At 47.7% G+C, this 12,255-nt stretch carries 7 protein-coding genes; 4 read left to right on the forward strand and 3 right to left on the reverse strand.

Translation table 11 applies throughout. From position 1 onward, the window contains the following. Positions 1 to 200 precede the first annotated feature (200 nt). Positions 201 to 1,784 carry a Na+/H+ antiporter gene (locus tag GK108_RS21645; RefSeq protein WP_163953013.1) on the reverse strand — a complete coding sequence of 528 codons (1,584 nt, stop codon included), beginning with the start codon at positions 1,782 to 1,784 and terminating at the stop codon, positions 201 to 203. A 28-nt stretch (positions 1,785 to 1,812) separates the two neighbouring features. Further along, the gene (locus GK108_RS21650; RefSeq protein WP_163953015.1) at positions 1,813 to 2,832 is read right to left on the reverse strand and encodes a bestrophin family protein; all 1,020 of its coding nucleotides are present in this window, start codon (positions 2,830 to 2,832) and stop codon (positions 1,813 to 1,815) included. A 298-nt stretch (positions 2,833 to 3,130) separates the two neighbouring features. Between GK108_RS21650 and GK108_RS21655 the strand changes: the two genes are divergently transcribed. The 4 genes from GK108_RS21655 (at position 3,131) to GK108_RS21670 (ending at position 11,361) form a co-directional block, all read left to right on the forward strand. Then, on the forward strand, positions 3,131 to 6,493 hold the full coding sequence (locus GK108_RS21655) for a methylmalonyl-CoA mutase family protein (protein ID WP_163953017.1): 3,363 nt from the start codon (positions 3,131 to 3,133) through the stop codon (positions 6,491 to 6,493). A gap of 229 nt (positions 6,494 to 6,722) precedes the next feature. Then, the gene (locus GK108_RS21660; protein ID WP_163953019.1) at positions 6,723 to 8,429 is read left to right on the forward strand and encodes a sialate O-acetylesterase; all 1,707 of its coding nucleotides are present in this window, start codon (positions 6,723 to 6,725) and stop codon (positions 8,427 to 8,429) included. 52 nt (positions 8,430 to 8,481) lie between these two features. After that, positions 8,482 to 9,531 (forward strand): glutaminyl-peptide cyclotransferase, encoded by a 1,050-nt coding sequence (locus tag GK108_RS21665; RefSeq protein WP_163953021.1) that lies wholly within the window; start codon positions 8,482 to 8,484, stop codon positions 9,529 to 9,531. 513 nt (positions 9,532 to 10,044) lie between these two features. After that, a complete protein-coding gene (locus GK108_RS21670) occupies positions 10,045 to 11,361 on the forward strand; it encodes a M64 family metallopeptidase (protein ID WP_163953023.1) in 1,317 nt (438 codons plus the stop codon). 436 nt (positions 11,362 to 11,797) lie between these two features. Here GK108_RS21670 and GK108_RS21675 read toward each other — a convergent pair whose 3' ends face one another. Then, a complete protein-coding gene (locus tag GK108_RS21675) occupies positions 11,798 to 12,250 on the reverse strand; it encodes a carboxymuconolactone decarboxylase family protein (RefSeq protein ID WP_163953024.1) in 453 nt (150 codons plus the stop codon). Positions 12,251 to 12,255 lie beyond the last annotated feature (5 nt).

A 12,255-nucleotide genomic window follows, 5' to 3' on the forward strand; every position in this document is an offset into this window, starting at 1 on the left:
GGATAGTCGCTTTGGTTGAGCAATACACAGTACGAGATGAGAACTACTACTTTCAGATAACCAGAGAGTTAATGTAATTAGCAGATGAAATCGTTTATAATCCAGTGAATTAGTCGCTTCCTACGGTCTAATTTGTAACATTTATTCAGCCAACATGCAGCTTATTGACTTTTCGGTTAAAGGATAATTGCGCTGAGTAGTTAGATGATTTTTAGCCGTTCTTCTTCCAGGTCAATTTGGTACAATTGCTGACGAATAATGTCTTCGTCAATTTTCGGATCTTTGTTGAGCTCAGAAAGATACTGACGCTGGCTTTCGAGCAGTTCGACAAAGATTAGTTTGGTCTTGTCATTCATCCAGCTATCGTCAGTTGCTTTTGATCGCTCTTCCCATTGCTTCAGGAATTTCTCCATACCCACATGTCCGTTCAGCTCGTTTTCATATTTGCCTTTCATGAATTGATAGACGTGCTGTTTCAGGCCCTGTTTCATTTTTCGCCTGGTCAACTCTTCCGATTCTTCGTCTACTAGCCCATCAAACAACCGCCATCGTTTGATAATGTAAGGGAGCGTGAGCCCTTGTACCAGAAGGGTGAGAAGTATGGCAATAAACGTGATAAATAGAATGAGGTTTCTTTGGGGAAACGCTACGCCAGAGTCCAGCGTAATGGGTATGGCCAAGGCCGCGGCCAGTGATACCACGCCCCGCATTCCTGTCCAGCCTAGTAGCACCGGCATCAACAGTCGTCGTTTAATAGAGCCGGCCCGTGGCAGTACGTTTGGCCGGAAGATAAGTGTCGCCAGCATGGCCGCGTAGGCACTAATGATCCGGGCTCCAATCAATACACCCGTTACCACTATCCCATAATTTATGGCTGTGCGCAAAGGGACTCCCTGGTCATGTAAGCCTTCGGTGATTTCGGGTAACTCTAAACCAATGATCAGAAAAACAATGCCGTTTAAAATAAACACAAAGCTTTCCCAGACACTAAACCCTTGAATGCGGCTGGCACTGGTTAAAAAATTGAGCCGATTAGCTGACATAAACAACCCGCCACTAACCACGGCCAATACGCCCGAGCAATGCAATTCCTCGGCCACCCAATACATAAAATAGGGTTCTATCAGGGTTAGAGCAATATCGGATGAGGCATCGGTAGGCAGGCGTTTGTGGGCCTGCACGAAGAACCGGGCTAGCAGCAGACCAATACCGACTCCTCCGGTCACCATCCACAAAAAATTGGTCGCTGCCTCCTGCCACACAAATTGTCCTGTGCCCACCGCTACCAGGGCAAACCGAAAAATAATCAGCGACGAGGCATCGTTCAGCAAACTTTCTCCCTCCAGAATGGCTGACGTTGATCGGGGAATTTTTACGAATTTCGTGATCGCGCCGGTACTCACCGCGTCGGGGGGAGAAACGATGCCGCCCAATAAAAAACCCAGGGCGAGTGTGAATCCTGGTATGAACTGATGCGCAACTATAGCTACCGACAGGGCCGTGAAAAACACGACCAGAAAGGCAAAACTGCCAATCATTCGCCACCATTTTTTCATCTCTTTAAACGAGACAGACCAGGAAGCCTCGAATAATAAGGGCGGCAGAAAAATAAAAAAGATTAGATCAGGGTCGATTTTTACCTGTGGTAGTCCGGGAATAAAGCTGATCAGCAGTCCGGCCACTACTAACAAAATAGGGTAAGCAATGCGCAGTTTAGCCGCCCACATCGTCAAGAGCACAATGACGGCTATCATGGCTAATAAAAAAGGCAAGATGGTGTGCATCGTATAGGTAGTCGTATCTACGGTTTTCTTACATTAATATATCATTTACCGGCTGTATCGGTTTGGGTAGATCGGTTTCACCCAGCATTTGGAGCAGATCGATTTCGATGGTTCGGCAAATGGAAAGCATTGGTACGTCGGTGCCCAGCCCTTCAAAGGGGTTTTCGGAATAGTCGCCAATTAATTCCATCACCACATAAATCCAGCCAACCAACGTACCAAACGGAATCATGAGCCAGACGCCAGCGTCGCCCAGTTTCGCAAATTCAGCAACAATGCCTAAGGGAAGCAAAAAGATAAAAAAACAATTGAATACAAAGCTCAGACTGGCGTACTGACGGGGTAGGGGAAATCGCTTAATACGTTCCGCTTTGCCCTGATGATCGTAGAAGTCGGCCAGGACTTTTTGCATTTCAATCTGCCGGAGCATATGCAACGTATCGTTTTCCTGAAGATCGGCCAGGCTCTGCGATTGCAGGCTGATAATCTGGGTAGCTTTGTTGATGGCCAGTGCCCAGTCGGCCGCATCGGCGTAGTACCGTTCCGTTTGCTGCTGACTCAGAAAATCTTTAAACTGACCGATACCCGACTGTTCTCTTCGCTGCATACCCAGTTTGCCATAAAGTCCTTTTAAGCTGGCATGCTCCCACTGGGCCGGAACCAGCAATTGCTCTCGTAGCGTATAAAGCCAGGCAATGTGGCGGTATATGAGCTGGGTTCTGATTCGTTTGAGTTCATCGGCAGGGAGCTGATTGTTACGTATGTAGGCATTAACCAGTGTGCCCCAACTTCTGGAGCTATTGACGATACCACCCCAGATTTTTCGAGCTTCCCAAACTCTGTCGTACGATTGGTTATTCTTGAAACCTATATAGAACGCAACCGCCGTCCCGATCAATGATACGGGTAGCCAGGGAATGGAAATCCAGTGCCATCCCACTACTTTGTACAGCACTGAAACCAGCAGCATATACGTAATCAGCCACCAGAAATGGTGCCCGGCAAAAGCTAAAATTCCTTGAATTGAAACGTTTTTTCTTACAAGCATTCGGGTTTGGGGAAGAGAGTAGTAATACAAAAGTAGATAAGTGCTTACTACTTTTTTTTAGTTACTTAGAGTCTTTGGGTAAAAAATACGCTGATTTTACCTGGATTTTCACTGGAATCGATCAAACGTAGAACACGGCTACCGTTAATCTTATCCAGGAAGGCCAGGAAGCCGCAACGGGATAATCGGAAACGAAAATTGTCAGAGCAGATAGTAAGGTTGGGGTTATACATTCTATTTGAAACTTTGCACGTTTTTGTGATATTACATGAACAAACGAATAACGTAGTTGCCTGCTATGATTACTCAACAACCCCAAGCCAGCCCGAAAACGGTTTCATCCTTTACAAATAAAATACGGATCGTTACGGCAGCGTCGCTGTTTGACGGACACGATGCCGCCATTAACCTGATGCGTCGGCTGATGCAGGCAGCGGGAGCAGAGGTCATTCATTTGGGGCATAACCGATCGGTGGCCGAGATTGTCGATTGCGCGATTCAGGAAGATGTGCAGGGCATCGCCATAACGAGTTATCAGGGCGGTCATCTGGAGTTTTTTACCTACATGCATGATCTACTGAAGGAACGGGGAGCGGGGCATATCAAAATATTTGGTGGAGGTGGCGGAACCATTCTGCCCGCTGAGATCGAAGCGTTGCACGAGTACGGGATCGCCCGGATCTATTCGCCCGACGATGGCCGGAAAATGGGTCTTCAGGGTATGATCGATGATCTGCTCCGGCAATGTGATTTTGAACTGCCGCCGAACGTAACAACCACCAACGTAGCGCTACGTAATGAGTCACAGATTGCCCGACTGATCACAATGGCCGAAAATCAGCCCGAGCAGTTTCCCGTTTCATTCGCTGATACACAAACTAGGATAACGCCCGTGCTGGGCGTTACGGGTACGGGGGGAGCCGGGAAATCGTCGCTGGTAGATGAGCTGGTACTACGTTTTCTGCGCACATTTCCTGAAAAAACGCTGGCCATTATTTCAGTTGATCCGTCGAAACGAAAAACTGGTGGCGCTCTGCTGGGCGATCGGATCCGGATGAATGCCATCACTCCCCCCGCCGGTGCACTGGCCCGGGTCTACATGCGATCGCTGGCAACGCGGCAGTCGAATCTGGCGCTGAGCCGTTACGTTCAGGAAGCTATCGATATCTGTAAGGCGGCTCAGTTCGATTTGATTGTGGTCGAAACATCGGGTATTGGCCAGTCAGATACGGAAATAACGGAACACGCCGACAAGACGCTCTACGTCATGACCGCCGACTATGGCGCTGCCACTCAGCTGGAGAAGATCGATATGCTCGATTTTGCTGATATGATTGCCATCAATAAGTTCGACAAACGAGGATCGCTCGATGCATTACGTGACGTTCGGAAGCAATACCGACGGAATCATAACCTGTGGGACGTAGCGGATGAGGAGTTGCCTATTGTGGGAACCATTGCTGCGCAGTTCAACGATCCGGGTATGAACGTATTGTTTGATCAGCTGATGAGGCTGGTTAATCTGGCGGAAGGGCCGACATCGCCAGGGAAGCCGGCTATGACAATACCGGTAGCTAAGCCTCTCATTCCCGCCGAGCGTGTTCGTTATTTGGCCGAAATAGTGGAAGAAAGCCGTCGGTACGATCAATTTGTGGCGGATCAAACGGCTCTGGTCAGACAATTATATCAGATCGATGGAACGATAAAAGCTCTGGCTGACAGCCATATTACCAAAGAATTACAGCAGCTATACGTAACGCTGGAAAACCGTCTTCACCCGGAAAGCCGCCGACTGCATCAGGAATGGCCTGCTCTGCAGAAACGGTATACCGCTGATGTGTACGAGTTTAAAGTCCGGGACAAAATAATCCAGCAGGCGCTTTATTCTGAGAGCTTATCAGGACTAAAAATACCCAAGGTTAGTTTGCCTAAATACCACGATTGGGGCGACATACTACGTTGGTTGCTGACCGAGAACGTACCGGGCGAATTCCCCTACACCGCTGGCGTATTTCCGCTCAAACGCGAAGGAGAAGACCCAACCCGGATGTTTGCCGGGGAAGGCGGCCCCGAACGTACCAACCGTCGGTTTCACTACGTCTCGAAAGGATTACCAGCCAAGCGCCTATCGACGGCCTTTGATTCGGTTACGCTCTACGGCGAAGATCCCGCTATGCGTCCCGATATATTTGGTAAGATCGGCAATTCTGGGGTAAGTGTCTGCACGCTCGATGACGCTAAGAAACTGTATTCTGGCTTTGATCTGTGCGATCCTGCTACGTCTGTTTCCATGACAATCAACGGACCCGCGCCTATCATACTGGCCTTCTTCCTGAATGCAGCCATTGATCAGCAGTGCGAAAAATGGTTGCGAAGTGCAGATGGCCTGCAGGCAATGGCTGGGCTGAATGGCTCCTCCGCGTCACAGATTCCGACCTATAATGGTCCGCTCCCCGAAGGAAACAACGGGTTGGGACTGCTGCTGTTGGGTACGTCGGGCGATACCGTATTGCCACCAGATGTATACAGCCGAATAAAAGCCGATACGCTTCGGCGCGTGCGCGGAACCGTGCAGGCCGATATTCTGAAAGAAGATCAGGCGCAGAATACCTGCATATTTTCGACGGAATTTGCCTTGAAAATGATGGGCGATGTACAGCAGTATTTTATCGATAATCGGGTCCAGAATTTCTATTCGGTGTCGATATCGGGTTATCATATTGCTGAGGCAGGGGCGAACCCGATATCGCAGTTGGCTTTTACACTATCCAATGGCTTTACGTTTGTAGAGTATTACCTCAGTCGGGGAATGGACATAAACGACTTCGCGCCTAATCTGTCGTTTTTCTTCTCAAACGGTATGGACCCGGAATACACCGTATTGGGGCGTGTTGCCCGACGTATCTGGGCCAAAGCCATGAAACATACCTACAAAGCGAACGAACGATCTCAGAAGCTCAAGTATCATATTCAGACATCGGGCCGGAGTTTACACGCGCAGGAAATCGCTTTCAACGACATCCGTACTACGTTGCAGGCGCTCCTGGCTATTTACGATAACTGTAATTCGCTGCATACCAATGCGTATGACGAAGCCATAACGACACCCACCGAAGAGTCGGTTCGTCGCGCCATGGCTATTCAGTTGATTATCAACCGGGAGTTTGGCCTGGCTAAGAACGAGAATCCGTTGCAGGGGGCTTTCATCGTAGAGGAACTGACCGATCTGGTTGAGGAGGCTGTCTATCAGGAATTTTTGTCGATCAATGAACGGGGCGGTGTGCTGGGCGCTATGGAGCGAATGTATCAACGTAGTAAAATACAGGAAGAATCGATGTATTACGAAACCGTTAAACATAACGGCCAACTGCCTATTGTGGGCGTCAATACGTTCCTGGATCCGGCAGGTTCGCCAACTGTTCTTCCCAACGAAGTGATTCGATCAACCGACGACGAAAAGCGCTACGCTGTCGACTCGTGTCGATTATTTCAGGACCGTAATGCAGTAAATGCTACCGTAGCCCTGGCTAATTTACAGGCTACCGCGCTGGCAAATGGCAATGTTTTTGAGAGTCTGATGGAAGCGGTGAAAGTGTGCTCGTTGGGGCAGCTGTCACGTGCGCTATATGCGGTAGGTGGCCAATATAGACGAAACATGTAGATTTGATCATTTTATCATAGTATGCTGGTAGTCTGCTAGTTATATGGATAGTTACTATATGGTTTAATGTTTTGATTTACATTTAATTGATTGCCTTTAGAGGTATTTATTAGCGGATATTAGACCGATGAGGTGGTAGGATAGGTATTGTTAAGAGGTTCAATTGGCGTATTTTTTGTTTTATAACGATACGTTTATGACCGTTTAGTATCCACACCTCAATTGAATCATGATACCGCTGCATGTGAAGAGAAAATTTCTCTCTTGTCTGTTAGTTGTATGCCCATTTGGCAATCTTCTAGCCCAACTACAAATAACATTTCCTACCAGTCGGCTGGTTTTCCAGCGTAACAATGCGAATCAGGGGACCGTATCGGTTACGGGGTATTGTCCTGGTAATGCTACCCAGATTCGGGCTCAGCTAACCGTACGCCAGGGAGGAGCGGCAACGGGCTGGATTGTACTCGATAATGCTCCCCAAACGGGCGTGTTTCAGGGAGCCTTCACCGGCGTGACCGGAGGCTGGTATAATCTGGAGGTGAAGGCATTTTCGGGAACTACAGAAATTACCTCTACGTCGATGGACCGTATCGGAGTGGGCGAGGTCTTTATAACCGCCGGGCAATCCAATTCGTGGGGAGCCAATTGCTATTCTGGTCAGGCTACCGATGACCGGGTTTCGATCATCAACTACTGGACCGGACAGGCCGGGCAATTTACGGAAAGCGCATTGCCGTTTACGGTGAGTCATGCCGATCTGTCGACTGGCATCAATAATACGGGGATGTTTCCAGGAGCCTATCTGTATGTATGGGGGGCTCTGGGCGATCGATTGATCAATCAGCTTGGCGTACCCGTTATGTTCTACGGCGCTTCGTATTCGGGTACCAATTCCAAACACTGGGTCAACTCGGCCAACGGTATAGAAAGTTGGGGTAGCCTCTCGCAGAACATGCCCTATCGTGTTCTGGGAGCGACGATTCTTCACTATCTGAAACGTACTGGCGTTCGTGGGGTTTTATGGCATCAGGGAGAAGGCGATAATTATTACCAGTCCTATGCCGATTATGTCAATAACATTAATACGGTTATTGATAAATCGCGGCAACAACTCGGTTTCGGTAATTTGAGCTGGGTAGTGTCGCGAGTTAGTTATATTCCGGCATCGCTTGGCAGTGAATATGTCAATCACGAAACTGACCCCAATATTATTGCCGCCCAGAATACGTTGGCGGGCTATCAGAACAACTGGCCAGGCCCCGCTACCGACGGTATGATTTACCCGAATTATCGGAAGCAGGACTATTATCATTTACACTTCGATGCTGATGATTGCCCGGCGCTGATCAATGTCTGGAGTCAGGCTTTGCCAGTCAGTTATTTTACATCAACCCAACCGTCGCTGCCAACCCGAACCATTCTCTTAACAACGGGCTACGTTTTCCCATTTACAACCAGCCCCGGGCAAAGTGTTCAGGTTCCCTATTTTTCACGTGTGCCAACGCGGGGGAATAATCAGTATCAGGTCGATATAATGACGCAAGCCGGATGTTATCTGGCAACTCTTGCTACGGGTACGTCGAATCCATTATCGGTTACGTTGCCTGGTTGGGCAAATGGACGGTACCGGTTTCGGGTTCGGTCGACATCACCAGCCAATACGGGTGAACTTAGCGAACCTATCACGATTAATGGGTCGGGCAGTGGGTTGCCATCACCCTTGCCGCCCAATCGCCTGATTTCGACTCGGGATGGTTTCTGGAACGATCCCTCCGTCTGGTCGTGCGGTTGGTTACCGTCTTTGATCGATACGGCTGAGTTAAAACATAGCGTTACTGTGCCGACAGGCTATCAGGCACAGGTTGGCTTATTACAGCAGAATAGTGGCTCAAAACTGATTTATCAGAGCGGAGGCCGATTGCGGCTGGGCAATTGATCGGGTTATCTAGTAACTTGTCGCCGATTTTTAGTTATAGCTTAGTCTGTCAATGGCCGGTTTGAGTAGTTGGGTATGCCTTGTAGTAGTGTCTTGCTGTATTGTTTGGGGCTGCCAGCAAGCGAAAAAAAATGATACTGGTTCCGATGGTGCGGGTCTGGCATCGCTGGCTACGACAACCTACCACCTGGGTGATACAATAATCATTGGTATCAATCAATCACTGGCTCATGTCAGCATTATGTTTGACAATAAAGAAGAGCGGCTGGTTAACCAGGATACGCATGAGGTACGGATAGGCACCAGTGGTCAGACGATAGGCCCGCATCAGCTTATTGTTCGTGGTATTGCTGCCGATCAGAAACCGCTGGCTGATACGCTGAATATTGAGCTATGGCCTACCACACCGCCACTCACCTTGCAGTATTCTGTCGTCAAATCTTATCCGCATCAAACCAGCAGTTTTACGCAGGGACTGGAATTTCACGGTAAAACATTATACGAGAGCACCGGACTGCATAAGGAATCGAACGTAATGCAGGTTGAGCTGGAAACAGGATCAATCCGTAAATCGGTGCCGCTGGCCGAGCAGTATTTTGGCGAAGGTATTACGATCGTCAATGACAAAATTTATCAGCTGACCTGGTTATCGGGCGTCTGCTTTCGGTATTCGATGGACTTCAAGCTGGAAAAAATGTTTCCCTATCACACGCAGGGCTGGGGACTGACTCATCGCGATACAACACTCATTATGAGTGATGGTACCAATAAATTATATTTCTATACGCCCGGTTTTAAGCTGAAAAGCGAAGTGGCCGTCTACGATAACAATGGTCCTGTTAATAGGCTGAACGAACTGGAGTATGCGAACGGGTATGTTTTCGCGAATGTCTGGCGAACAAACCGCATTGTTCAGATCGATCCGGCATCGGGAATTGTGGTTGGAGTTATGCATATGGACCCTATTCTTCCACCTGGTACTAGTAAAGAGGACGATGTGCTGAATGGAATTGCTTATCAGCCTCAGGAAAAGGCATTCTATATTACAGGGAAACGCTGGCCCACGTTGTATAAACTAAACGTATCCCAAATCGCCCTGTAGTTTTCAGGGTTTCATTCAATTACGCATTTCCGTTTTGGTCAATTGGACCTAACGCTGTTCGTTTACTAGTAAGGAGCTAATACGAATCAGGGTAACTCTAAAAGAAGACCAAATTCGTCATTTGAGGTATAATTCAAGAATCGTGCACTTTTCGTTCGGGTTAGGCGTAGAAAAATTTTCACCCGAGCCCGCAAATACGCAACTCTTAGCGAGGTTGACGTGAGCGTAGCCAACCTTTGGGCGCAAATTCTGGAATATCAACGAATCACGAAGCTAATTAACTCCTTTAGAAAAACGTTCTTCTTAGCCGGTGACGAACAAGGTACCATTATGTAGAAGTACTCAAATATGACCCACTCCTTGGCTTCAGAAATTGAGCGTTTTGTGCGATTTGACTTGTTTTCCAGCTAAATGTTACTTAGCTTTTTGTCCGGTCAAAGTAAACTTAATACCTTGACCTCTTCAGTATTGGTAGCAATAATCGTTATTGAATCTACTCACTCGCTTTAACTAATGAAAACAATAGCGCTGGTATGGCTCATTGTTCAACTTCCTGCTTACCTGTTGGCTCAATCGGATTTTGTCTTCCCAGTAGATACGTTGGTAAAAACGGGACCCATCAGCAACCGAATTAATATTTGCCTGCTACCCGATGGATACCAGGCAAGCGAAATGACTAAATTCCGGTCAGATGCCCAACTGTTTGTCAATTCTCTTCAGAGTTCAGCTCCTTTTACCCAGTACAAAGCGTATCTGAATGTTTTCCTGATTCGTGTTCCCTCCAACCAGAGTGGTGCCTCGCACGCGGGGACGGCCAGCGATGAGCCATTCGGGCAGCCCATTGAAACAATTGATAACTACTTTGGCTCTCAATTCGATACCTATGGTATACATCGATTAGTAACCGTCAACAACTATACCCGGGTGACAAACGTGCTAGCGACCAATTTGCCGGATTATGATATGGTGGTTGTGCTGGTTAATTCGCCTTATTATGGCGGTTCGGGAGGAGGTATTTCGGTCGCTACAACTCATCCTTCTTCGGGCGAGATAGCCATTCACGAAATAGGGCATTCATTTGTGTCGCTGGCGGACGAGTACTGGGCAGGGCCCCAGTACGCATCCGAACGGCTTAATATGACCCAGAATCCGAATCCGGCTTCTATTCGGTGGAAGGACTGGCTTAATGCCCCCCCCATTGGTATTTTTCAGCATCCTGTAGCGGGATGGTACAAACCCACCTCATATAACTGCAAAATGGAAGCCTTAGGCCTACCGTTCTGCGCCGTCTGCCGGGAAGGGTTTACCAATCGTATCCTGGATCTGGTGCATCCTGTCGACGAGGTACTTCCCCATAACGATGCCCCTCTGACGTTAACCATTCCGACTAAATTTAGCATTAAAACAGTACGTCCTGATCCTAACACGCTCCATATAGACTGGTTGCTGAATGGGCAGCTTATTGATCAGCAAAATGAAATGGTCACTCTGGACCCCGCTGCTTTGCAGGCTGGACAAACCTATCAGTTGTCAGCTCGTATTCTGGATACAACAGCCTTTATTCGTTCTACAGACCATGCCAACTTGCATAGACAAACAGTTAACTGGACAATTCAGCGGGGCTGCCTAGTCAATATAAGCCAACGGGCAGGCGATTGGCACGATCCAACCCTATGGAGTTGTGGCAGCGTACCGACCAGTACGAGCCAGGTCATTATCGCCCATAAGGTGCGCATTTCAATAGCAGATGCCTCCGCCTATCAAGTGAGGTTTGAAGGAGATGGGCATATTAATTACGTAGAGCCGAGACGCTTGTGGCTCGCCAACTAAATTAACGGTCATGGGGGCATTGAAAACGAGCAGCATTGGCATTTGGATATGACCGCTCCGCCGGCCCGGCTTTGATGAAGATAGGTGTTCAGTGCGTGAAGACCGCGCCCCCCCAAATCTAACAACGATCCGCAAACTGGCGCTGGGTCTAATCAGTCGAGACCCAGCCAAAATGAGTTTGAAGCGAAAACGTAAAAAAGCCGCTCGAGACGATGCATATATGTTGGCTCAATAGAGCCAACTTAGCATTTGATGCAGTCACCCTAGTTGTTAAACCCGTGATTTTTATTGGTGGGTGAATAAGTTTGTAAAGTCTGCCAGATCACTCAACCATCATCTTTGACAAAGTTCTAAACCGCCCGGCGGCCTGGTTTGTCAAAGATCAACCCTGAAATTTCTTTACGGATTAATTCACGGATCAATAATTACGGTTGTTTTATGCTAAACTTTGTCCAATCTGTAAGTGTGTGCTTAGCACAACCCTGTTCCAAAGATTAATGGTGATTACGGCCGTTATAATATCTGCTATTTGGGTTTCGCTAAAAAATTGCAGGGCGTTTGAATAGGTTTCATCTGACAATCCTTTTTGGTGGATTAATGTCATTTCTTCTGTTATTGCCAATACTATTTTTTCTTCTTCCGTAAAAATAGCCTCAGCTTCTCTCCATGCATTCAATAGAAAAATACGTTGATTTGTTTCGCCACTTTTGATTGCGTCTTGAGTGTGAATATTGATACAATATGCACAACCGTTAATTTGTGAAGCACGGATCTTTATAAGTTCTTTGGTTGTCTTAGATATAGAGGCCTTTGAAAGATAGGTTTCTAAGCCAATCATCGCTTTTAGTGCATTTGGAGCAACTTCCTTAATGTTTAATCGTTTTTGCATTGTGT

Origin of the sequence: Spirosoma terrae (assembly GCF_010435915.1) — a bacterium.
GTDB classification, from domain to species: Bacteria; Bacteroidota; Bacteroidia; order Cytophagales; family Spirosomataceae; genus Spirosoma; species Spirosoma terrae.

What these genes read in the sequence shown, in the direction of transcription:
- GK108_RS21655 (WP_163953017.1), top strand. Translation starts at nt 3,131, where the DNA reads ATGATTACTCAACAACCCCAAGCCAGCCCGAAAACGGTTTCATCCTTT.
- GK108_RS21660 (WP_163953019.1), top strand. Translation starts at nt 6,723, where the DNA reads ATGATACCGCTGCATGTGAAGAGAAAATTTCTCTCTTGTCTGTTAGTT.
- GK108_RS21650 (WP_163953015.1), bottom strand. Translation starts at nt 2,832, where the DNA reads ATGCTTGTAAGAAAAAACGTTTCAATTCAAGGAATTTTAGCTTTTGCC.
- GK108_RS21670 (WP_163953023.1), top strand. Translation starts at nt 10,045, where the DNA reads ATGAAAACAATAGCGCTGGTATGGCTCATTGTTCAACTTCCTGCTTAC.
- GK108_RS21675 (WP_163953024.1), bottom strand. Translation starts at nt 12,250, where the DNA reads ATGCAAAAACGATTAAACATTAAGGAAGTTGCTCCAAATGCACTAAAA.
- GK108_RS21665 (WP_163953021.1), top strand. Translation starts at nt 8,482, where the DNA reads ATGGCCGGTTTGAGTAGTTGGGTATGCCTTGTAGTAGTGTCTTGCTGT.
- GK108_RS21645 (WP_163953013.1), bottom strand. Translation starts at nt 1,784, where the DNA reads ATGCACACCATCTTGCCTTTTTTATTAGCCATGATAGCCGTCATTGTG.